This is a genomic window from Paenibacillus sp. FSL M7-1455 (genome assembly GCF_038004655.1).
Classification (GTDB): Bacteria; Bacillota; Bacilli; order Paenibacillales; family Paenibacillaceae; genus Paenibacillus_AQ; species Paenibacillus_AQ cookii.
The window spans coordinates 4747649-4769886 of record NZ_JBBORO010000001.1; the positions used below are offsets into that span (position 1 = coordinate 4747649).

A 22238-nucleotide genomic window follows, 5' to 3' on the forward strand; every position below is an offset into this window, starting at 1 on the left:
TTTACGGCCAATCAACAAAAGTCGCCCTTTCCGTTAACCCTTGTTTCCCGCGCCTATGTTACGCTCATTCCTGTCGGACGGCATGCTCCGGCCGAAAAACCATAGAAAAATTCTGGAGGGGACCATCATGTTTAAAAAAGTACTTTCGATCGGCATGACGCTGGCGCTTGCAGCCAGCCTTGCCGCATGCGGCTCCAAAAGCGCCGGCAACGGCAGCGGAGACGCGGCTTCCGGCACCGCGGAAGCGGCCTCTTCCGGCTACGTGCCGAAAGAGCTGAACGTTCAGTTCGTGCCGTCCCAAAATGCCGATACGCTTGAAGCCAAAACCAAACCGCTCGAGAAACTGCTCGGGGACAAGCTGGGCATTCCGGTTCACGTTACCGTATCGCCGGATTACAACACCATCGTCGAAGCGATGGCTTCCAAGCAGGTCGACGTCGGCTTCCTGCCGCCGAACGCTTACGTGCTGGCCCATGACAACAAAAAAGCGGCCGACCTTCTGCTGCAAGCGCAGCGCTACGGCATCAAGGACGAAACCGGCGAGGACACGACCGAAAAAGTCGATTTCTACAAAGCGATGATCGTCGTGAAAAAAGATTCCCCGATCCAAAGCCTGAAAGACCTGAAAGGCAAAAAAATCGGCTGGCAGAACGTCACTTCCTCCGCAGGTTACGTCTTCCCGGCGGCCGAGCTGAAAAAAGAAGGCATCGACCCGGACAAGGACGTGCAGGGCGTAACGATCAAAGGGCATGACGCAGCCATCATGGCGCTTTTGAACGGTCAGGTAGACGCCGTCGCCGTCTTCCAGGATGCCCGCAATACGGTGAAAAAGGACGTTCCCGACGTATTCGAGAAAACCCGCGTCCTCCATTACACCGCCAAAATCCCGAACGATACCGTCAGCGTCCGCAGCGACATGGACCAAAGCTGGAGGGATAAAATCAGCCAGGCATTTATCGATATTACGAACGATGCAGAAGGCGCCAAAATCATCAAGGACATCTATACGCATGTAGGTTACGCCCCGGGCGACGACAAAAACTTCGAACCGGTCCGCGAATACGCCGAGGTCGTAGGCCAGGAAATCAAGTAACGCCGACTGTTCCGGCATATCCATACCTTTCTATCGGGCAGCACCGTCCATGAAGTCGATGGCGGTGTTGTTTCCCATTGCAGACGCCGGAACGCATTTCCATTCAAACCCATTACAGAAAGTTGGTTCGCCATGATCGAATTCGATAACGTAACGAAGGTTTATGCCAACGGAACGGTTGGACTCCGCAATATCAACCTCACCATCCGCGAAGGAGAACTTGTCGTCATCGTCGGCCTGTCCGGCGCGGGCAAATCCACCTTTTTGCGGAGCATCAACCGTCTGACGGATATTACCTCGGGAGACATCCGGGTGAACGGCCAATCGGTGACCCGCGCCTCCGGCAGCCAGCTCCGCCGCATCCGGCGCGACATCGGCATGATTTTCCAAAGCTTCAATCTGGTCAAACGGTCGACCGTCATCCGGAACGTCTTGTCCGGCCGGGTCGGTTACCATTCCACGCTCCGCACCCTGCTCGGCTGGTTCCCGAAACAAGACGTGGAGTTGTCCCTCGACGCGCTGCAGCGGGTCAATATCCGGGAAAAAGCATACGTGCGCTCCGATCAGCTGTCGGGCGGGCAGCAGCAGCGCGTCTCGATCGCGCGGGCGCTTGCGCAGGAAGCCCGGGTCATTTTGGCGGACGAACCCGTCGCTTCGCTAGACCCGCTCACCACGCGCCAGGTCATGGAAGACTTGAAGCGGATCAACCGGGACATGAACATCACCACGGTCATCAATTTGCATTTCATCGACCTCGCCCGGGAATACGCGACGCGGATCATCGGCCTTCGCGCGGGGGAAGTAGTGTTCGACGGCACGCCGGAAGAAGCGACCGACGAAGCCTTTGCCGAAATTTACGGCCGTCCCGTGCAGCAGGACGAGCTGCTGGGAGGAGCATGATGAAAACGACCGTTTCTCCCGCTTCGCTGAATCCGGCCGCTTCCGGCATGGAGCCGCCGCGCAAATACAAGCAAATTGCCGGATGGATCATTCTCGTCGCCGTCATCGTCGCCTGTTCGGTGCGGACGGAAGCGACCCCGTATCAGCTGATCGTCGGCTTGCCCCAAATGGGGAGCCTCCTGCAGGAAATGTTTCCGCCGGACTGGAGCTACCTGCCCACGATCTGGGGACCGATGATGGAAACCTTGCAGATCGCCATTCTGGGCACGACGCTTGGCGCTTTGCTCGCCGTTCCGGTTGCCCTGCTCTGCGCTTCCAATTTGGGCGTCAGCCGCTGGGTTTCCCTGCCGACGCGGATGGTGCTCAACTTGGTCCGTACCATTCCCGATTTGCTGTTTGCCGCCATATTCGTTGCGGTATTTGGCATCGGGCCGTTTGCAGGCATGCTGGCGCTCGTGTTTTTCTCGTTCGGAATCATCGCCAAGCTGACCTTCGAGGCGATCGAAGCCATCGATCCCGGCCCGCTTGAAGCGATGACCGCCGCGGGCGCCAACCGGCTGCAGATCATCATGTACGGCGTCGTGCCCCAGGCTCTGCCTTATTTCATGTCCTACCTGCTTTATACCTTTGAAGTCAACGTGCGGGCGGCAGCCGTTCTCGGACTTGTCGGGGCCGGAGGCATCGGCCTGCTGCTCGACCGTTCGCTCGGCTTGTTCCGTTATGACCGGGCCGCGATCATTATTTTGCTGACGCTTGCGATCGTGCTCGTCATCGATTACGGAAGTACGATGATCCGGAGGAAACTGCTATGAAATCAAACACGACGCCCGTGACCGGAAAAGCTTCCGGCTCCGCGTTCCGTGCGCGGATTCGTTTCGCGCTGACCGCCTTGATCGTCATCGCGGTTTATTACTGGTCGATTCAAGGAATTCGTTTTGAAGGTATTCAGGGTACGGCGGGGACCGTGTCCAAGTCCATCCTGCAGGGTTTCCTGCACCCGGACTGGTCCTTCGTCTATATCCCGGAGGGGGAGGATTTGCTTCGGGGGCTGCTGGATACGCTGGTCATTTCCATTCTCGGGACGGTGGTCGCCGCCGTCGTTTGCATTCCGTTCGCCTTTTGGGCGTCCACCAACATGAGCAGGCGGCTTGCCGTCTCCGGCAGCGGCAAAATCGCGCTGAGCGTCATCCGCGTGTTTCCGGAGATCATCGTCGCGATTTTGTTCATCAAAGCGGTCGGCCCCGGCTCCTTTGCCGGCGTCCTCGCGCTGGGCATCCACTCGGTGGGCATGCTCGGCAAGCTGTATTCGGAAACGATCGAAAACATCGACCGCGGGCCGCAGGAAGCGTTGATCGCCTCGGGCGCCAACCGCCTTCAGGTCCTTCGTTACGCGGTGCTGCCGCAGGTGATCCCGCAGTTTCTTTCTTATTCGCTGTACCGGTTCGAAATCAACATCCGCTCGGCCACGACGCTTGGCCTGGTCGGCGCGGGCGGCATCGGGACGCCGCTGATCTTTGCGCTCCAGGTTCGGAACTGGAACCGGGTCGGCATCATATTGCTCGGCATTATCGCGCTTGTCGTACTGACGGATCTGGTATCGGGCTGGCTCCGAAAACGGATTACGTGAGCCCGCATCCGCACGTTTTTTGCAATCATAGGGCAATCCCCGAAATCCCGGCCCTAAAAAGGACTGTTCCAAGGAAAATCTCCGGAGCAGTCCTTTTTCGCGTCTCGTAACCTATTCCGAACGTCATTTATTGTCCTGCGCAGTAAGGCTTCGGGAATGTTCCCGTGCGCAATTCGGATGGAATAAGGGATATATACCGGGGGACTTTTACAATTTTATCCACCCGAATAAAAAAACGAACGCCGCACTCCCAATGGAATACGACGCCCCCTCTTCCCGTTATCTCATTTGATCCGTTTGCTTCATGACCTGCATGTACCGGATCAGCTCCGCTTTTTGCTGCTCGATCGCCCGGACCCGGGTGGCCAAACCGGTAAAAAAGGCTTCCACGTATTCGCGCGTCACGTTCGCCGATTGCCCGTTCCAATCGCTTAGCCTGGCGTACAGGCTCCGGGCTTCCTGCTCGTCGGCCTGAATACGGGCAAGCAGCCAGCTCAGTTCCCGCTCCGCCTGCTCCAGATCGGCCAGCTCTACAAGGATTTCGCTCATGTTATCCCTCCGCTTCGAAAGCTTATTGCATCAATTGCGGGCCGGAAGCATCGGCCTGGTGGAATTGCTCGGCCTTCGATTTGATGAACGTGAGAAACTGCGTCGTCTGCTCGACATGCCATTTCGTCAGCCCGCTGACCGAAGCGTCCAGCTGCGCCACGATCGGCTGCAGCCTGCGGCTGTGGCTGGACTGGGTATATTTCATCAGCTTTGCCCTGACCGCCTGCATGTCGGAGCTGATCTGCTGGGCGTTTTGGCTCCATTTTTCGGCGACGCTTTTCAGCTCCTCCGGCGTCAGGCGGATCATGCCTTTGCCCGCGCTCATGGCCGCCGCGAGTCCCGTTTGCATCGCAAGCCCGATCGGCGCCATAAAGGCGCTTGGAATCCCGAGCGCCTCGGCCAAAGACAGCGGCGCCCGCGGCGACCCTCCGACATATTCTCCGGTTTCTCCGTCATACAGCTTGTTTTCGATATATCCGTTCTCGTCGAATTTGTAGCGTTTCAGGCCATGGTAATAAGGACCGCCCAGCGTGTTTTTGATCTTGTCGATGACGCCGACCCCCTCGTTGGCATCCTCGTAGTTGGAGTCGATGTAATACGTCGAGCCGACGTGCCGGTCGTAACCTCCCAAGGTGCCGCTGGCGATGATATCGCCGGGATGGGCGTAATTGATGATTTGCGAATCGAATTCCCCGTTTTCCGCTTTGCGTCTGGCGCTGCTGGTCAAGCTTCCCATGACGGAAGGCGCGCTGAACGTAACCGCCGATAATCCGGTATAAGCTGCGGCGTACTGCGCATTGGCGCCTCCAAGCGAATGTCCCGTCAACGAAAAATTCAAGTCTTTGTATTTGCTTTTCATTTCATTGGCGTAATCTTCGGCCTGATACAGCTGCTTGTCGCCGTCAAAAAATTTGTCCACGGCTTTGCCGGCGTCGCCCAACCAATCTTTGGCCTTGGTAATGCCCAGATTATCTTCGATTTGCTGCACCTTGTCGTCCCACGGCATTTTCACCTCGAAGCTTTTGTCCAATTTCCGATCCAGCTCCCGCAGGCCGATGCCCCCGTCGGTCACGTAGTCAGGCAACGCATCCTTTAACGGTTTGCCGCCTTCCGTTCCGCGGTAAGCGATGACTGCCTGCTTCGTTTCCGGGTTGTAAAACGTGACCGCGTCAAAACCCGAAGAATCGTCGTTGGCCGCATCCTCCAGCACTTCCCAGCCCGGCAGCTCCTGCGGCTTGCTCCCTTTTTTCAAATCGGAGTAGGCGAGATCCGACATGGTTTTATACATTTCGTCCGTGATTTCAGATCCTTTGCTCAAACGTGCTCCTCCCCCCTCGGTTCATCCGAACGTGCCCGCGTCCTAGTTGGACGCATCCTTTTTCGCGAAGGGATCGATCCCTTTGGCGCGAATGGCCTTTTCAAGCTCCGGGCTCATGACGAAGTTGGTCGTTTTTTTGTCCTCGTAATCGACCGCGATGTTGAAGCTTTCCTCCGGCTTGCCTTTGACGTGGCCTTTCATCGTAATTTTTGGCGTTATGTATTCGTCCAATTTTTCCTGATCCGTGATTTCCACGTCCAGTCCGTATTCATCCTTGAAATACTGGATGGCGAGATTTTTGGCCTCCTGCATTTGCCCGTCGTTTTCCGATTTGTTCACGCTTTGACAACCTCCCAATAAAACGATCGTAAACAGCATAAGAGCGATAGACCGGAATAAGCGAGAAATAACCATCAGTCCCCTCTAACCCTTTTTCTAAAAATTAAACATGATTCCCTACCATTAATCCAGTTTCTTGAAAAAATCAGGAAATTATGACCACTCGCAACCGAAAAACATGACCTAAAGTCCATATTAAAATCGGCCTAATTTCCATAATATGAACCTATGGGCGGCCGGATGACATTTCGTAAAACCCCTTGCGCAAGGCCCAAAGCCGCCGATCGGGCAAACCGTAAAGCAGGTTTTGCTTGCAGCGCTCCCGCTTCCGCACAAAAAAGCCGAGGAAACGATTCCTCAGCTCATGTTTTTTCCGTAATAGATTTCATCCATCTCCTGCGTGATCCGTTCCGTGATTTCCTTCTGCTCCCGTTCGCTTAATGCGCCTTTGGTATATCCGAACAAATAGTTGTCCAGGTCGAACTTTTTCAGCTTGCATTTGGTATGAAATATATGCTCCGGGTAGACGTTGACGTCGATCATGTGGTAGAGGTCTTTGACGTTGTCCGGGATGTAATTCTGGATCGAATTGATGTCGTGGTCGATAAACAGCTTATGCCCCGTAATATCCCTCGTAAACCCCCGCACCCGGTAATCGATCGTCATGATGTCGGTGTCGAAGGAATGGATCAAATAATTCAGCGCCTTCAGCGGGGAAATTTCCCCGCAGGTGGATACGTCGATATCGGCACGGAACGTGCTGATCCCGTCATCCGGATGATATTCGGGGTACGTGTGGACCGTAATATGGCTTTTGTCGAGCGACATGACGACCGATTCGGGCAGCGGCCCCGGCGATTCCGCATACGACTCCTTCGGCACCTCCACCACGGGCCCCTCCGATACGAGAATCGTGACGCTCGCGCCTTGAGGGACGTAATCCTGTTTGGCGATGTTCAGCACATGGGCGCCGATAATGTCCGAAACCTGTTTTAAAATGGCCGTCAAACGTTCCGCGTTATACTGCTCGTCGATATATTCGAGGTACGCTTCCCGCTCATCCTTGGTCCGGGTATAGCAGATATCGTACATGTTGAAGGCCAACGACTTCGTCAGATTGTTGAATCCATGCAGCTTGACGTGCTGCTCCGGTGCTGCCATGCATCATTCACCTCGCTGTTTCTTTTCAATGCCTAATATTCCCTGATCCAGCCCGGATATCCGTGATGGATGGTCCTTCTATTACATTTCATTACCCGAATTCCTCCGTTTCAACCCTTCCGGCCGTCTCGTCCAACGCCAAAAACCGCCCCGCAGTTCGCGGGACGGCTTCGATGGCGCCGTATTACGGGGCAGGTGCATTGCATCCGCCTGCTTCATCGACGGGAGAGAAGGACGGAATGCAAGGGCTGCTCTTTTCGTTACGGCAGTTTCGGCGTGTTTTTCGGAACCGTTCTTGCTTTCGTTGCTTGTTCGAAGGCATAAGCCAGGTTCAGCAGCTTTTGCTCGCTGTATGCCGGTCCGAAGAATGAAATGCCTACCGGCACGCCCGCTTCCACGGTACCCGCAGGGACGGTGACTTCAGGGAATCCGGTTGCCGACGCGACGTAACTTGCAGCGTAGGTGTCGTACGCCGTACATACGTAGGTCGGGTCTTCTTTGTCGAACCGGTTGGATGCCGGGCAGGACATCGTCGGGAATACGATCGCATCCAGCTTGTTCTTTTTCATGATGTCCATGATTTCTTTGCGCGTTTTGGGAATTTCTTGGTGCACGATCTTTTTGTATTCTTTCGAATTCAGCGTGTCGGCTTTGGCAAGCGCCGTTTTGAGGCCTTCAAGACGTGCCGGGTTGACCGGCGTCGCCGAATTCATCACTTCGGGCGACTCGCTGATGGCGATGACTTCCTGCAGCGTTTTCGGCCCGCCGGCAGGCAGCATGCCCAAATATTTTTCGAATTGGGTTTTGAATTCCGCATCGCCTACAGGCCCGAGAATCGGCGTCCACAAATATTTCGTCTGGGCGGAATACGATACCGGCACGGCGACGGCTCCCATGCTTTGCATTTTGGCGATCGCTTGTTTCGTGATGGAATCGACCTCGGCATTGTCGCCGAAGAAATCGGTGGCTACGCCGATGCGCGCATGCTTCAGCGAGGAAGCATCCAGGGACTTCGCGTAATCCTGCACGGCACGATGGGCGGTTTGGGTTGCTTTGTCGTTTTTGTCCGTTCCCGCCATGACGCTCAGCACGATGCCGGCGTCCTTCACGCTTCGCGCCAGCGGTCCCGTCACGTCAAGCGACAGGGCGGACGGCACGACGCCGCTGCGGCTGGTCAGCCCAAGCGTCGGACGAATGCCCACAAGACCGGTAACGTTGGCCGGGCCGCGAACCGAACCGGACGTATCGGTTCCCAGACCGAAAACGGCAAAGTTGGCCGCGACCGCCGCGGCGCTGCCGCTGCTGGAACCGGAAGCGTCGCGGTTCAGGTTATACGGGTTGAGCGTCAAGCCTCCCATCGAGCTGTATCCCAATCGGCCGTAGGAAGCGGCAAGCTCGGACATGTTCGTTTTGGCGATGACGATCGCCCCTGCGTCGATCAATTTTTGCACGGTAAACGCGTTTTTGGACGGGTAGTCGTTTTTCAGCGCTACCGATCCGGCCGTCGTCGGCATGCCGACCACGTCGAAATTGTCTTTGACGACGAACGGAATGCCGTGAAGCTGGCTTCTCGGCCCTTTCGTTTTGCGCTCCGCATCCAGCTTTTTGGCGGTCTCCAAGGCTTTGTCGTTGACCGTAATGATGGAGTTGATGGCGGGACCTTGCTTGTCGAAGGCCTCGATGCGTTTCAGATAGTATTCGACTAGCTCCTCGGAAGTGATTTGGTTCGTATCCAAAGCGTTTGCGATTTCGTCGATGCTTTTTTCGAACGGATCAAACGCCGGTTTTTCTGAAGCTTCCGCATGTGCTTGGTTCCATGGCAGCAGGGCCGCCACGAGCAAAATGGCCAGCAGCGCTTTGAAATGAAAATGCTTTTTTCTCACGTTGTCATACCTCCTGATGTCTTTTGTCATTGGCCGTAGTTCTTACAGCATGATTTCTCTCCCAACCTATTTATCGTTATTTACCTACGTTTATTGAATAGCAATAGACAAAAGTCCCGATTATCCGATGCTATTTCGACAAAATTTAACAAAACTTCGATGCCTGCCGATATATATCCCAGAGAGAAAAATATTTATGCTTAAAACACAGGGATGTTGCAAGATTCGAAATTTGCGGCTTCCTGCACATGGAGGAGAGAAACAACTTGAGAAAGAAATTGCAGTGGAATTTAAAGATGCAGTTCCTGGTCACGATGGTGGCGCTTGTCCTGCTGTCCACGTTGTCGCTGGGTTTTGCCATCAACCAGAAAGTCACGGGGGACATGGAGAAGAATTTCTACGACGCGACCCGGAAGGAAATCATGCAGGTCAGCGGGGCCATGAACCTTTATTTCAGCACCGTCAACGAATCGGTCGAATATTTCGCCAAGAACCCGCTCGTGCAGCAAATCGACGGTTCGATCACTTCATACGTCAACGCCGTAGGCAAAGACGGAACGATCCAGATGACGCCTTCGCAAAAGCCCGGGATTGAATCGGAAATATACAATCTGTATGTGAACTACGCCAAGACGCATCCGAGCATCTCCTACATTTATCTGGGCACGAAGGAGGGCGGATACATCCAATGGCCGGAAGGGACCTCCAAAGACAAATACGATCCGAGAACGAGAGCATGGTATACGCAGGCGATCGAAAATCCGGATAAGGTCAAACGTACGGGCGCATACGCTTCGTTCACAGGCAACGTGCCGATCGTCAGCTCTTCGGTGACCATTAAAGACAAAGCGGGCAACGTCGTGGGCGTTCAAGGCGTGGACGTCAGCCTGGAGGCGCTCACCCAAACGATCAACAACATTAAAATCGGTGAAACCGGCTACGTCATTCTAACGGATGAAACCGGAACGATTCTGGCGAATCCTAAAAACCCGGAAACCAATTTCAAAACGCTGAAGGATTTGAACGTCAAAGCGTTCGCCGATATCGACAAGATGGCGGACAAGCATTTCGAAGTCTCGTTGAATGGCAAAAGCTACACCGTCAACGTCTACGTTTCGCCGGAAACGCACTGGAAATACATCGCAATGATGGACAAAAGCGAGATCGCCGAATCCACGAAGGAGATCCAGCGCATCATTTATCTGGTCATGCTCATCATCGTGGTCATCGTCATTGCGATTTCGCTGTTTATTTCGAGGGCGATCGCTAAACCGCTGAATGCGTCGATGCATTATTTGCAGCAAATCGGCAGCGGCAACCTGGCGACCGAAATTCCGGAGTCGATGCTGAAAAAAGGCAACGAAACGGGGGCCATGCTCAGGGCAATCAATGCGATGAAAACGGACATTCAAGAGATGATCGGCAAAATTTCAGGTTCGGCGCACATCGTTTCTCAATCGGCGCTCAACCTGAAGGACAGCATGGACCAGACGCAAAAAGCCTCTGCGCAAATTACCGAATCGATCATCCAGCTCTCTTCCGCGGCAAGCGACGAGGCGAATACGGTAATGATGGGATCCGAAAAAGTCGAAGAGCTCGGGGGTGCCATCGATCGGGTCACCGCCTCGACTCAAGAGATTCTCGAATTATCCCGCCGGACCGGAGAACTGAATCAGCGCGGCATCGTTATTGTTCAGGAGCTTGTCGGCAAATTCAACAGCACGCTCCAGTCTTCGGAGGAAACGGCCCTAGCCATTTCCCAGGTCAGCGGCAGCGCCGGCGAAATCAGCACGATCCTCGACACGATCCTGGAAATCTCGGCGCAAACGAATCTGCTGGCGCTGAACGCGGCCATCGAAGCTTCAAGAGCCGGCGAACACGGCCGGGGTTTTTCGGTGGTCGCCGCGGAAATCCGCAAGCTTGCGGAGCAGTCCGCCGCAGCCGTCAAAAATATAAGCCATATCATTTCGAGCGTAAACGGTCAAATCTCGAATGCGGTGGAAGCCATCGGCACCTCGCGCGAGCTGTTTTCCGATCAAGAGCAGGCCGTGAGGGAAACCGAATCGATCTTTCATGAAATCATGGTTTCGGTCAACAGCCAGATGAATAAAACGACGGAAGTGGACGAACATATCCAGGTCATGGTGGAAAAACGCCACGAATTGACCGACGTCTTCACCAATATTTCGGCCATTACCGAAGAAAACGCGGCCATTACGCAGGACGTATCCGCCGCGGCCGAAGAGCAGCTTGCCACGATCGAGGATGTCGCCGGCTATCTGACCCAGCTTAAGGGCCTGTCCCGCGACCTTGAAGAAAATATTAGAAAATTTACGATCAACAAATAAAGGATTTTCGCTTCGTTTTCCATAAAAAAGGCCCGGTTCGAGCAACGCTCGATCCGGGCCTTCATATTTTTAGCCGATCACGTATTCGCGGTAGCGATCATAATCCTTTTGTCTGCATTCAAGCGTGAGGCGGGTCCCCTCGTTTTCATATTCGGTCGCTTGAATGTCCGCGTGCTCGTTTAGATAAGACACCACTTGGCCTTGGTCGTAAGGAATCAGCATTTCGCACCGGACGTAATCCTTGAAAATGAAGCTTTTGATAAGATCGACCAGCTCGTCGATGCCGATTCGCGGTTTGGCCGCCAGATATATCCCGTTTTCCTGCACCTCCGGAATGTCCCGGCCTGCCAAATCGCATTTGTTGTAGGCAAAAACGGTCGGAATATCCGTAACGCCGATGTCCTTCAGCGTATTTTCCGTGATCTCGATCAGCTGCTCGTATTTTTCGTTGGCATAATCCACGACATGGATCACCAAATCCGCCTCGGCGACCTCCTCGAGCGTCGAACGGAAAGCTTTGACGAGATGATGCGGCAGCTTGCTGACAAAACCGACGGTGTCGGTGAGCAGAAAGCTTTTGTTGTCCTCAAGCTGAATGTTCCGCACGGAGGTTTCGAGCGTGGCGAACAGCATATCCTTTTCGAACACGCTTTTTTCTTCGGCGCTTCCCGCCGCCCCGAACCGCTCGATCATGGCGTTCATGATCGTCGATTTGCCCGCGTTGGTGTAACCGACAAGCGAGACGACCGGCAGCTCGTTTTTCTTGCGCTTTTTGCGCTGCGTCTGGCGCTGGAACACCAAAGACTCGAGTTCTTTGTTCAGCGCCGTTATTTTTTCCTCGATCCGGCGGCGGTCCAGCTCCAGCTTCGTTTCCCCCGCACCTCTGTTTTTCAGGCCGACGCCGCCGCTTTGCCGCCCCAGCGATTCGCGCAGACCCACAAGCCGCGGCAGCATGTACTGCAGCTGGGCCACCTCGACCTGAAGCTGAGCTTCGCGCGTTTTGGCGCGTTTTTCGAATATGTCCAGAATGAGGATCGTCCGGTCGATGACCTTGCATTCCAGGTCGGCTTCGAGGTTGCGCAACTGGGAAGGGGAAAGTTCGTCGTTAAAAATGATCAGGTTGGCTTCGAGCCCTTTATACAAACCCGCGAGCTCCTCCACTTTGCCCGTGCCGATGTAATGGGATTTGTTGACCCGCTCCATGTTTTGCGTCAGTTGGCCCACGACCTCGACGCCGCAGGCTTCGGCCAGGTTGCCGAGCTCTTCCATCGAATAGTCGAAATCCCGCTGGTTGTTCAAATTGACGCCGACGAGCACGGCGCGTTGATCGATCGTTTCAAGCAGTTCAGGTTGTTTCATATAGGAATCCCTCCAAGTGATTATTATTGGCGAAAAAACGCAAAAAACCGCAGGCTGCTGCCTGTGGTTTGGGACGAACGGAGAAACAAGCGGCTGCCCGGCGGTCTGCCGCATGCCTAAAAAAGCCTAAAAGGCCTTGGATTCGCATCGATCCGTTAAGTTCAGGAAAACAGCCGCGAATGCAGCCGTAAAGCGTACCTGAAAACAGCAAAGGAGGGGCTTTCGAAGCCTCTCCTTTGCAACCCTTGCGCGCCTCAGCCTGAAACAGCCTAGACGGCACGCGTATGAAGATATTGGGTTCATCCGAAGATATGCATACCAATCCCGTTCGCCCTGCACAGCGCAGAGCCTTTGAGCACTATTCAATTAGCGGCACAAAGAGAAAAAACGGAATTTAATATTAATCATAACTTCGCGAACCCTCCGATCATTGTAATTGTTTCCATCTTAACACATGATGGCCGTTTTCACAATCACAAAGTTTTGCGGCAGGTAAGCCGGGCCTACGCCCCCCGGCTCACCGTGGTCCGGTCCCTGCCGTTTTCTTTGGAATGGTACAGCGCCTCATCCGCCCGCATCACAAGCTGTTCGGCCGAATGGCCATGGGCCGGAGATGCCGAAATGCCGGCGGATATCGTAATCGGTTGTCCGGTCGGGCTTTTCGTCATGGCCAGCTGCTCCCGCAGCCGGTCCGCCAAAATTTTGGCCCGGCCCAGGCCGCAATGCCTGATCAGGATGCCGAACTCCTCGCCGCCGTAGCGGAAGCAAACGTCTTCTTCGGAGGCGACCAGCTGCATCAGGCGCGCCAAATAGCGGAGCACTTCATCCCCTATGACATGTCCGTATGTATCGTTCACCTGCTTGAAATGGTCGATATCGATCAAAATGAGCGCAAACGGCACGTTGCTCTTCAGCCAGCCGGCCATCACGCTATCAAATCCCCTGCGGTTGACAAGACCGGTCAATTCATCGATGTTGACCTCATGCCGCAAATGCGTCAAATCCTGGTTCATGTTTTGCAGCGCAATCTTGACGCTTTGCGATAACAACCTGACCTCGTAATAAGATGAATCTATATCGGGAATGTCTTCGGCAGGCACCGGCTTCAAGGTCGCCTCATCCGAAAATTTCGCCAGCGTATGAAGCGGCTTGGCAATCCGGCTAGCGACCCACCAAGCGAGGACCAGAATCAAAATCAGGAAAGGCAGCGAAAACAGCAGCATTCGGTTGACCAAATAACGCAGCGGCTTGTCGATGACTTCATACGGCGTTTGCGAAATGATCCCCCAGGAGCTGCTTGGCTCGTGTGCATACCCCGCCAGAAAAACCCGGCCCAAGGTATTCGTGACCTTTTGGGAGCCGCTCTCGCCCGACACCACTTTCCGCACGACTTCATTTTGAAGGACCTGCTGCCCGACGCGCCTTTGTTCCGGATGGAAAATCAAATCCCCGTTTTCCTCCACGACGTACACGTAAGTACCGTCGCCGAAAAAATGCTCCTTGAGCATCGTGCTCAGCACGTTTTTTTCCTCCAGGTAGATGGTTCCTCCCACGAATCCTTTATAGTTCCCGTTCTTATCAATGATCGGGGCCGATATGAGAATGATCAGCCGCCCCGTCGTTGCGCGGTAAGGTTCGGAAACGAAAGTTTTTTTCATGGTTACGGCCTTCATGCTCTGTTCGGAGGTAAGCTTGTCCCCCACGATGACTCCCGTCGTGTGCGGACTGATGGCCCGGACCACCCGGTTGTGGTCGGCAATGAGGATCGAGTTGAAATATTGGGTGTTTTCCTGGAACAGATCATCGAACATCTGGGGAGTGATGCTGCCATCGCGGCCGGAAATGTCGGCAATCGCCCGGATGTTTTCCTGCATCGTATTCAGCAGCTCGCTCGTATTGGACGCAAGCTTCTTCGAATACGCTTCGTTTTTGCTCAAATAATTGTCGATCAAGGAAGTACGGTTAACCTGCACGGCAGACGTAATGCTTGTCAGCATCGTAAGCAGAATCGCCGTGATGACCAGCAGCGAAATGGTAAACCGAAGTGTGATTCCTTTTTTGATAACATGCCTCAAAGTGTCTCATCCCGCCTGCTTCTTAAATGTGGAAGATCCGGTCTTCCGTGTCCTAAAGCACATTATACAACAGAGCGGCGGCGCGAATATATAAGAATCGGAAATTGCTTTACGGGATACGGAAAAAAGCTTTGGTCGTCTGGAGCGTGCCGCTGGCGACCTCTTCCACGTCCTTTCCCATGCAGGAGGCGATCACCTGGGCAATATGGGCAAGAAAAGCGGGTTCGTTCCTTCCGTCCTTCGGCTTCGGTCTGAGGTCCCGCGGCGTAAGATAAGGCGCATCGGTTTCGATCATGAGGCGATTCAGCGGAATTCGCTGCACAAGGTCGCGCAGATGCCGGCCGCGCCGCTCGTCGCAAATCCAGCCGGTAATCCCGATATGGAAGCCCATATCAAGATAAGCCTCAAGCTCTTCCCCCGAGCCGGTAAAACAGTGCACCACCGATTTGGCGATCATGTCCGGATAATCCCGCATGATGGCGGCAAAATCGGCATGCGCATCCCGTTCATGCAAAAACAGCGGCATTCCCAGCTCTTCCGCCAGTTCGACCTGCTTTCGGAACCACTCGCGCTGCACGTCCCGCGGCGAAAAATCCCGGTTGTAATCCAGGCCGCATTCGCCGATGGCCACCACTTGGGGCAGCGCCGCCAGCTCGCGCAGCCGGTCCAGCGTGCCGCTTCCGCATTCCTTCACGTCGTGGGGATGGACGCCCGCCGTCGCATACAGCTTCCCGGGACGAAGTCCCGCATACCGCGCGGCTTCCTCGCTGCTTCTGACGCTGGTTCCGGTGATGATAAGCGGGAAAACCCCCGCCTCCTCCGCCCGTGCGACGACTTCCTCGCGATCCTTATGGAACGAGCGGTTCGTCAAATTGACTCCGATATCTATCATTTGCGGATGCATGTTTGATCACTGCCTTTTTCGATGTATTTTCATTGCCGTCCCCCCGTGAAAACGGGGCTTCAGCCGTTGCGTACCGCCGCGCTCCCGCTTTAAGGCGCCGGCCGCTCTTCGGTTACAGAATACCACCGGGGGCAGGCTTTCACAAACCCCGGGCGCCGATGGCCCGGTTCCTCCATTTTCCATAACATTTTCAAAACGGGTTGAGGTATAGTATATTATATAAGACAAGAACAAACGTTCGCAATCGGGAGGTGGATATCCTTGGCCAAAAAAATATACGAAACCCAAACCGTCAAACAAACGCTGAACAAGGTGCAGGCAAAAAGCATGCCCTTCGACTGGTCCATCAATCCTTATCGCGGCTGCGCCCACGGCTGCAGCTTTTGCTACGCCAGAGCTTTCCAGTCCTTTATCGGACGGGAAGCGGACGATGATTTCCAAAACCGGATCATGTTAAAAACCAACGCGGCCGAAGCTCTGGAGGCCCAGCTGTCCAAACTGGCCCAACGTTTCAGCTACGATATCGGCCAGCTGCAAAACCATGTCGGCCTCGTCGTGTTAGGGACGGCGACGGACCCATATCAGCCGGTGGAAATCAAGGCGAAAATTACGCGGGCTTGCCTCGAGGTCCTGGCCAAATACCGGATCCGCACCAGCATCACCACGCGTTCGCCGCTCATTTTGCGCGATCTTGACCTGCTCAGCCGAATGAATATCGATTCGGTCAACATCAGCTTGAATTCGCTGGACCCGGCGGTCATCCGGATGATGGAACCCGGAGCCCCGCTGCCCTATAAAAGGCTGGAAGCGATGCAAAAGCTGTCCGCCGCCGGCGTGCGCGCCGGGCTGTTTATCGCCCCCATCCTTCCCTTCCTGACGGATTCCCGGGAAAGCCTCGAGCAATTGATGACGGCGGCCAAGGATCACCGCGCCTCGTTTGCGATGACCTCGCTTCTTCGGTTGTCCCCGGACGTGAAAGGCTGGTTTCTGCACATGCTGCAAAAACATGAACCGGAGCTGGTCCCCCGCTACAAAAGCTTGTTTCAAGGCGCCTATCCCGATCCCCGCTATGCGGATAAGATCAAGCTGCTCGCAAGGGAGCTCAAGCAAAAACTTCAGCTGTACGACGATGAGCCGGAGAAGCGGGGCGCGTCTTCCCCTGCGGCCGAAGCGGCCGTCCCGGCTTCTTCACGGATGCCAGGCTCGCCGCTGCCCGGGCCTGAAGTGGAACAGCTCAGCTTCCCGTTCTGAATGCACGAAAGGCCCCGTGCAGCGCACAGGGCCTTTCTTTCGTCCCATCTAAGGTCTCTGGCCGGAATCGATCCGTTCCAATTGTCGCTCCAGCTCGGCCTGCTCGTATCGTGACAATCCCCCATTGGAGGAACCGATATAGAGCTCGCCCCCGGCGCTTTGATTGACAAGTCCTTCGATTCCGTTCCGGTAGCGGGCTTCGGCGAAATCGACGCGCTGGTTCGGCAGCCGGCCCAGCACGCCGCCATCCTCTTTGCGCAGCACGAGCACATCGGAGCCGTAACCAAGCAGGAGATGCTCCGAAAGCACGGCAAAGCGGGTTTTGGCCATCTCATCCATCGCGTAGGGGCTTGAGGATTCGCGGGAGGTGACGGGCATCTGCCACAAAAGCGTCCCTTTCTCCCGGTCGACGGCCGCAGGCCTTCCGTCCAGCACGACGTACAGCCGGTTTCCGTCGATCATGCCGTTTGCCGCCTTGCCGGGCAACGTCCATAAGCTGCGCCGCAGGACAGCGTCATAAAAAACGGTTTCCTTGACTTTGGAATGGTCGAAATCCCCGGTGCCCTCCGAACGCTGCACCAAAAGATATCTTGAGTCACTGGTTGCTTCGAAGCGCTCCTGCGGTTTCCACGGATATTTGCCGAGCACCTTCCCGTTTTCGGTATTCAGCAGCATCCACTCGCTGCCGATCAGGAACCAGCGGCTCGCTTCATGCCGCAGCGGCTGCCGGAGATTTCCGTAACCGAAGTACGGATTCCCCTGAGGATCCTGCTGCACGGCTCCGGCTCCCTGCACGCTCCACTTTTCTTTTCCGCTCAGCGGATCCAGCGCCTTCAGTTTCGAACCGTCCTGCAGCAAAATGTAGGGATCTTCCGCACCGGTTTCAAGGACTTGCCGTTTGCCCGTCAGCGTTCGGTTCCATCGCTGTTTGCCTGTCGCGCGATCAAGCACGCTGAGCACCTCGGAAGCTCCGTTCGAAGCTGTCTGCTGCAACAGAATGGCGCCTTTGACTGCATGCATCCGAATCTGGCGTTCCTTCGGCAGGCTTTTCTCCCATACGACCTTCCCATCCCGCAAACGGAATTCACGGATGCGGCCTTCATACTTTTCCCGTCCGGGGTCGTATTCGGTATACACCGCAGCCGTGCCGCGGGAGGCGTCAAGCGATGCTCCAAACATCCCGAATCCCGCATCCGCTTGCCACAGCTTCTCCCCCGTGTCCCGGTCAACGGCATAAATGGACGATGCATAATGCATGCCGCTGAATCCGCCGTCGTCGCCGTTGACAAGCAGCACGTCGCCGGTTGCGCCGATCAGATAGGCATAATTCAAATTCCCTTGGTTGCGCCATGTCGGCTTGACGTCCATCGTCGACGGAATCGGCATCGTCAGGAAATCGTATGTAAACCGGTAGTCGCTGCCCGCCGTCCTGTTGAGCTCCAGCCTCCCGTTTGCCGGGAGCATCCACTTCCAAGCCGCAAGCTTGCCCTCGGGAGAGAAGGTGACCGTGAACCTGGCCTGCGGAAGCTCGTAGCGCCAGGTCGTTCCCAGCCGCATCGGTTCGTGCGTTTCCGCGAGATTGGCCGAACGCTCCCTCACGTCGGGTGTCCCCAGCAGCTGCTGAACTTTGGAGGCGTCATCGCCTTCTTTCAGCAGCATTTCGGTCAAATTCCTTGCAAGGTCAACCGGCACGGCGGACCCCCGGCTTAAAATCCCTTTCGGGATCGCGCTTTTGGAAGCAACCGCTTTCGCGTTCACCCATAGAAGCACGGGTCTGTACATCTGATCTTCCCCATGCCATGCCCGGGGACTGGCCATCACGGCCGTCCAATCCTTCCACCCGGCCAGCGCAATGAACCGCGCGCCTTGTCCGGGAGGCGCCCATTTCAGGCTGCTCCCCGGGGCGAGCGACAGCTTGGCATCGGGATGCAGGGCGACGTAAGCCGGCTCCGTTTCCACGATGGACTTGGCCGCGTCGGTCGTGTACCAGCGGGGAATCCAGCGGCTGTTCTCGGAATCCGTGGCTGCCGCAACCAGATCCCCGCCCAGGGAGTCGGCCGGTTGGCCGTCGCGGCTTTCCGCGGGTTCGACGTATACCCATTCTCCGGCGAGCCCGTAATCGGCCGCTTTCAGATCCTCCCACCGGGAAGCAGAGGTCGGCTTCGCGTCAAAATAAGGCGTTTTATACCGAAAAAACAGCTTGACGGCAGGCTGATCCTGCGTTGCCGCATAGGCTTGAGACGATGCCCACCAACCCGCACGGCCCGGCACGCCCGGCAGCAGCGCGGAAGATACGGCCAGCACCGCAGCGCCGGCCAACAGCTTCAAAGGCTTAAATCGCATCATCGGAACCACCTTTTCCCATAGATTCCCATTGCCATTGAGACAGCTAGCGAATGACGCATGACGAAAAAAACGCTCCCGCGCGACGATTCAGGACGAACGTTCGCAAAGTTCCGCCAAAGACCGGAGCACGTATTGGATCAGCTCAGGCAAATCTCCCATCTGCTCCTCGTCGATTTTCCGCTGGAACCTCAATTCCGCCTTATTTTCATAGCCGCGGTCAGCATCCCCGTAAACGCGGGTCAAGGTTTGCACGAGCGGAATATCCGGCCAGATCGTTTTCAAAATCCGTTCGATCTCCCCGCATTCCGTCTCCGCTTCCGTGACGTTCATCCCGAAGCGGATCTTTAGCCGGCATCCCGGCCGGGCGTCTTCGATCTCCAAAATTTCGGCGGACAAATCGGCAAGGGAAGCTTCCAGGCGGATCTCCGCACAAACCTCCGGCCTTCCCGCCAATTCGAACCTGATGGCAAACTCCCGGGACATGACGGACATTTCAAGCCGGTCGTCGCGGCCGATGATCCGGATCAGGCCGTCGATGTTATCGAGATCGTACAGCTGGTTTTCAAGGGCCACCTTAAGATTCTCGAAAATCGTCGGGTCGAACATTACCATTGGTCGGCCGCGTATTTCAGTCCAATCTGCTTACGCGCTTCCTCCATCACCTCGGCGACCGCAAGCGACGTTTCGTGGGAATTGATTTTGCTGCTGCGCTTGCCGCGGCAAATTATGCGGATGAACTCCTCCAGCTCGTAATACATCGATTCATGGATTTGCTGCTGGGTCAGGTTCTCCACGCTGCCGTCCCGGTACTGGATTTTGACGTCGTACGGCTGGTTGATCCGGTCGATCACCATCGTTCCGTTTTCCCCTTGGATTTCCGCAGGCAGGAACGAGTCCGAAATTTTCGAATACATGACGACCGCATCCATTTCCGGATAACGCATAATGACGCTGCCTTCCCCGTCCGCGCCGGAAGAAAGCATGACGCCGAACGCTTTGACTTCTTCCGGTTTGCCGAACAAGGACACCAGCGGATAAATGCAGTAAATGCCCAAATCCATCAACGCGCCGTTCGAAAATTCCGGATTAAACGCGTTCAGCACCGTTCCCTGCTTAAACGCGTCGTAACGCGAAGAGTATTGGCAGTAGCTGGCAAAATAACGGCGCACTTGGCCGATTTTGTACAGATTGTCTTTCATGATTCTGAAATTCGGCATGAGCGTGGATTTCATCGCTTCCATCAGCACCACGTTATTGGCCTCGGCCGCCGCAATCATCCGCCGTACCTCGTCGCTGTTCGAGGCAAGCGGTTTTTCGCACAGCACATGTTTGCCGTGGTTCATGAATAAAATCGCCTGCTCCGCATGCAACGAATTCGGGCTGGCGATATAAACCGCGTCGATGCAATCGCTTGTCGCCATGGCCTTCAAATCGGTATACACCTTCGGTTCGCCGAACTGGGCCGCAAACTCGCGCCCCTTTTCCTCCGTGCGGGAATATACCGCCGTCAATTCGAAATCGTCGTTCTCCGCCGCCGCATGAAGAAAACGTTCCGTAATCCAGTTGGTGCCAATCGTTCCGAATCGGATCAATCCAATCATTCCTTTCCCCAAAATATATCAGGATATTGCATGAATCATTCCCTTTAGCAGCCTTAGGTAAAGCCTCCGCCGATCTCCGGGCCCCCCGCATCGTCCCAGCCGGACGTTTCCTCGTCCGCCAGGCTTTGAATATTTTCGGTGCTGATGCTCAGGAAACCGTATCCTTCCTCCTGCTGCAGCTTTAAAGCGCGTTCCTTGTAAAACCTGGCGCTGCTGCCTTCGCCCGTCTCCTCGTCGTAGACCAGAAGGATGCCGTCGGTTTTGCGGAACAGCAGGTCGTCCCGGGCCCTGAATTGCCATGGCCCGCTGTAAGGCTGGCGGCTGACCGCCCCATAGTAATCGATTCCCTGCAAAATCCGGTTGTAGTATTCCTTTTTGTCTTCCTTCCAGTTCTCTTCGGGATGTTCAAAAGCCGTTATGATGGCCACTTTCAGGTCGGGGTAGTCCCGCTTCAAGCCAATCGCCGCTTCGCAGGCCCATAAATCGACGCCGTATTGCCCGGGCGAAATGACCCATTCCAACCCTTCCTCGGCCAGCTGGACGAGCTTGGCGGTTACGGCTTTTTGGATATACGCGATTCCCGGATGCTTTTGCCCGAAAATGTTCAGCTCATGCGCGCGATATCCCGTAACCAGCACATTTTTCATCATAAACCCCTTAATTTCCGCGTAAATTCTGCCTTGCTGCGGGATTTCTGCAAAATCCTCTATGATTGCTTTCCTCCTATCATACCCCGATTCTTTTGGTGATTTCCACTGGTATATCGGAGAATGAAGCAAAAAGAGCCCTGCATTTCCCTATGGAAACGCAAGGTTCTTGAAAGATCAGATCGAGATTTTCACTTCGGCGTTCATGCCCGGCAGCACTTTGGACGAAACTTGATTGATCGAGATTTTGACGGGAATCTTCTGCGTCACTTTCGTATAGCTGCCCGTCGAGCCCTGCTGCGGAAGGACCGAAAACACCGAATTGGTCGCATATCCGATCGTTTTGACCACGCCTTCGAATTTGGCGCCCGGGTCGCCGTCGACCGTAACGTCCACGCTTTGGCCGATTTTAATGTCCTTCAGCCGGTTTTCTTTAATGTTGGCGATGATATACAGATGATCCATGTCCGCTTCCTGCGCAAGCACCTGGCCGGCTTGCACCGGCTGTCCCGCGCGCGCGTCGTTTTTGATGATTTTGCCCTTCATCCGCGAGCTGACGGGGATCGTCTTCGTGCCGTCGGAAACGCCGCCGACGATGCTTTTGTCGCTTACGTCGACCCCCTCCTGTATGTTCCAGCTGGCCAGCACCCCCGGGGCGGGAGCAACGACGGGCATCATGTCGGCAGCCACGACGGCATCCTCCGTTTTGATGAAATTGCTTTTTTCGTAATAGAAGTAGGCGCCTGCCGCAATAAAAAAGCAGATGACGAGCACCCCTGCAATATTTGCGATGATTAATCGGCTACGGCTAATCATATCCATCGTTCTCCTTATTTC

Annotated in this window: 19 protein-coding genes; 6 read left to right on the forward strand and 13 right to left on the reverse strand. The window is 55.2% G+C overall.

Going from position 1 to position 22238, the window contains the following annotated elements; translation table 11 throughout:
* Positions 1 to 127: 127 nt before the first annotated feature.
* The 4 genes from NYE48_RS21855 to phnE (NYE48_RS21870) all read left to right on the forward strand — a co-directional run bounded on the left by NYE48_RS21855 (position 128) and on the right by phnE (NYE48_RS21870) (position 3620).
* Positions 128 to 1093, forward strand: coding sequence for a phosphate/phosphite/phosphonate ABC transporter substrate-binding protein (locus tag NYE48_RS21855; RefSeq protein ID WP_212952098.1), 966 nt, complete (start codon positions 128 to 130; stop codon positions 1091 to 1093).
* A 132-nt stretch (positions 1094 to 1225) separates the two neighbouring features.
* Positions 1226 to 1993, forward strand: coding sequence for a phosphonate ABC transporter ATP-binding protein (gene phnC, locus NYE48_RS21860; protein WP_212952097.1), 768 nt, complete (start codon positions 1226 to 1228; stop codon positions 1991 to 1993).
* The gene (gene phnE, locus NYE48_RS21865) at positions 1990 to 2805 is read left to right on the forward strand and encodes a phosphonate ABC transporter, permease protein PhnE (protein ID WP_445324038.1); all 816 of its coding nucleotides are present in this window, start codon (positions 1990 to 1992) and stop codon (positions 2803 to 2805) included. Before phnC ends, phnE (NYE48_RS21865) begins: the two co-directional genes overlap by 4 nt.
* On the forward strand, positions 2802 to 3620 hold the full coding sequence (gene phnE / locus NYE48_RS21870) for a phosphonate ABC transporter, permease protein PhnE (protein WP_052147120.1): 819 nt from the start codon (positions 2802 to 2804) through the stop codon (positions 3618 to 3620). Before phnE (NYE48_RS21865) ends, phnE (NYE48_RS21870) begins: the two co-directional genes overlap by 4 nt.
* Positions 3621 to 3899: 279 nt before the next feature.
* On the opposite strand, the gene NYE48_RS21875 is transcribed toward phnE (NYE48_RS21870), so the two are convergent.
* The 5 genes from NYE48_RS21875 to NYE48_RS21895 form a co-directional block, all read right to left on the reverse strand.
* Complete coding sequence (locus tag NYE48_RS21875; protein WP_340999947.1) at positions 3900 to 4169, reverse strand: hypothetical protein; 270 nt, start codon at positions 4167 to 4169, stop codon at positions 3900 to 3902.
* A gap of 22 nt (positions 4170 to 4191) precedes the next feature.
* Positions 4192 to 5457 (reverse strand): lipase family protein, encoded by a 1266-nt coding sequence (locus tag NYE48_RS21880; RefSeq protein WP_445324077.1) that lies wholly within the window; start codon positions 5455 to 5457, stop codon positions 4192 to 4194.
* Between the two features lie 72 nt (positions 5458 to 5529).
* Positions 5530 to 5826 (reverse strand): hypothetical protein, encoded by a 297-nt coding sequence (locus NYE48_RS21885; protein WP_156124631.1) that lies wholly within the window; start codon positions 5824 to 5826, stop codon positions 5530 to 5532.
* A 357-nt stretch (positions 5827 to 6183) separates the two neighbouring features.
* The gene (gene speD, locus NYE48_RS21890; RefSeq protein WP_036712195.1) at positions 6184 to 6987 is read right to left on the reverse strand and encodes an adenosylmethionine decarboxylase; all 804 of its coding nucleotides are present in this window, start codon (positions 6985 to 6987) and stop codon (positions 6184 to 6186) included.
* Between the two features lie 260 nt (positions 6988 to 7247).
* Positions 7248 to 8870: an amidase family protein gene (locus NYE48_RS21895; protein WP_340999949.1), complete on the reverse strand. Its 1623-nt coding sequence runs from the start codon at positions 8868 to 8870 to the stop codon at positions 7248 to 7250.
* A gap of 266 nt (positions 8871 to 9136) precedes the next feature.
* On the opposite strand from NYE48_RS21895, the gene NYE48_RS21900 reads away from it, so the two are divergent.
* The gene (locus tag NYE48_RS21900; protein ID WP_340999950.1) at positions 9137 to 11218 is read left to right on the forward strand and encodes a methyl-accepting chemotaxis protein; all 2082 of its coding nucleotides are present in this window, start codon (positions 9137 to 9139) and stop codon (positions 11216 to 11218) included.
* A gap of 69 nt (positions 11219 to 11287) precedes the next feature.
* On the opposite strand, the gene hflX is transcribed toward NYE48_RS21900, so the two are convergent.
* From hflX to NYE48_RS21915, 3 genes are all read right to left on the reverse strand, one after another.
* A complete protein-coding gene (gene hflX, locus NYE48_RS21905) occupies positions 11288 to 12577 on the reverse strand; it encodes a GTPase HflX (protein ID WP_340999951.1) in 1290 nt (429 codons plus the stop codon).
* A gap of 503 nt (positions 12578 to 13080) precedes the next feature.
* Entirely contained in the window at positions 13081 to 14652 is a 1572-nt protein-coding gene (locus NYE48_RS21910; protein WP_340999952.1) for a sensor domain-containing diguanylate cyclase, read from the reverse strand.
* Between the two features lie 109 nt (positions 14653 to 14761).
* Positions 14762 to 15556, reverse strand: a complete 795-nt coding sequence (locus tag NYE48_RS21915) for a TatD family hydrolase (RefSeq protein WP_212952090.1) — start codon at positions 15554 to 15556, stop codon at positions 14762 to 14764.
* A gap of 261 nt (positions 15557 to 15817) precedes the next feature.
* On the opposite strand from NYE48_RS21915, the gene NYE48_RS21920 reads away from it, so the two are divergent.
* A complete protein-coding gene (locus NYE48_RS21920) occupies positions 15818 to 16807 on the forward strand; it encodes an SPL family radical SAM protein (protein WP_340999953.1) in 990 nt (329 codons plus the stop codon).
* A gap of 48 nt (positions 16808 to 16855) precedes the next feature.
* Here NYE48_RS21920 and NYE48_RS21925 read toward each other — a convergent pair whose 3' ends face one another.
* The 5 genes from NYE48_RS21925 to NYE48_RS21945 form a co-directional block, all read right to left on the reverse strand.
* Positions 16856 to 19153: an outer membrane protein assembly factor BamB family protein gene (locus NYE48_RS21925; RefSeq protein WP_340999954.1), complete on the reverse strand. Its 2298-nt coding sequence runs from the start codon at positions 19151 to 19153 to the stop codon at positions 16856 to 16858.
* Between the two features lie 87 nt (positions 19154 to 19240).
* Positions 19241 to 19759, reverse strand: a complete 519-nt coding sequence (locus tag NYE48_RS21930; protein ID WP_341000706.1) for a hypothetical protein — start codon at positions 19757 to 19759, stop codon at positions 19241 to 19243.
* Positions 19759 to 20754, reverse strand: a complete 996-nt coding sequence (locus NYE48_RS21935) for a Gfo/Idh/MocA family protein (protein WP_281422522.1) — start codon at positions 20752 to 20754, stop codon at positions 19759 to 19761. Before NYE48_RS21935 ends, NYE48_RS21930 begins: the two co-directional genes overlap by 1 nt.
* 53 nt (positions 20755 to 20807) lie before the next feature.
* Positions 20808 to 21401 carry a DUF1273 domain-containing protein gene (locus NYE48_RS21940; protein WP_341000707.1) on the reverse strand — a complete coding sequence of 198 codons (594 nt, stop codon included), beginning with the start codon at positions 21399 to 21401 and terminating at the stop codon, positions 20808 to 20810.
* Positions 21402 to 21578: 177 nt separating this feature from the next.
* Complete coding sequence (locus NYE48_RS21945) at positions 21579 to 22214, reverse strand: HlyD family secretion protein (RefSeq protein ID WP_341000708.1); 636 nt, start codon at positions 22212 to 22214, stop codon at positions 21579 to 21581.
* Between the last annotated feature and the right edge of the window lie 24 nt (positions 22215 to 22238).

Excerpts from the sequence above, each read along its gene's own strand:
- NYE48_RS21855 (WP_212952098.1), top strand. The coding sequence starts at position 128 with ATGTTTAAAAAAGTACTTTCGATCGGCATGACGCTGGCGCTTGCAGCC.
- phnC (WP_212952097.1), top strand. The coding sequence starts at position 1,226 with ATGATCGAATTCGATAACGTAACGAAGGTTTATGCCAACGGAACGGTT.
- phnE (WP_445324038.1), top strand. The coding sequence starts at position 1,990 with ATGATGAAAACGACCGTTTCTCCCGCTTCGCTGAATCCGGCCGCTTCC.
- phnE (WP_052147120.1), top strand. The coding sequence starts at position 2,802 with ATGAAATCAAACACGACGCCCGTGACCGGAAAAGCTTCCGGCTCCGCG.
- NYE48_RS21875 (WP_340999947.1), bottom strand. The coding sequence starts at position 4,169 with ATGAGCGAAATCCTTGTAGAGCTGGCCGATCTGGAGCAGGCGGAGCGG.
- NYE48_RS21880 (WP_445324077.1), bottom strand. The coding sequence starts at position 5,457 with ATGTATAAAACCATGTCGGATCTCGCCTACTCCGATTTGAAAAAAGGG.
- speD (WP_036712195.1), bottom strand. The coding sequence starts at position 6,987 with ATGGCAGCACCGGAGCAGCACGTCAAGCTGCATGGATTCAACAATCTG.
- hflX (WP_340999951.1), bottom strand. The coding sequence starts at position 12,577 with ATGAAACAACCTGAACTGCTTGAAACGATCGATCAACGCGCCGTGCTC.
- NYE48_RS21915 (WP_212952090.1), bottom strand. The coding sequence starts at position 15,556 with ATGCATCCGCAAATGATAGATATCGGAGTCAATTTGACGAACCGCTCG.
- NYE48_RS21925 (WP_340999954.1), bottom strand. The coding sequence starts at position 19,153 with ATGATGCGATTTAAGCCTTTGAAGCTGTTGGCCGGCGCTGCGGTGCTG.
- NYE48_RS21930 (WP_341000706.1), bottom strand. The coding sequence starts at position 19,759 with ATGTTCGACCCGACGATTTTCGAGAATCTTAAGGTGGCCCTTGAAAAC.
- NYE48_RS21935 (WP_281422522.1), bottom strand. The coding sequence starts at position 20,754 with ATGATTGGATTGATCCGATTCGGAACGATTGGCACCAACTGGATTACG.
- NYE48_RS21940 (WP_341000707.1), bottom strand. The coding sequence starts at position 21,401 with ATGAAAAATGTGCTGGTTACGGGATATCGCGCGCATGAGCTGAACATT.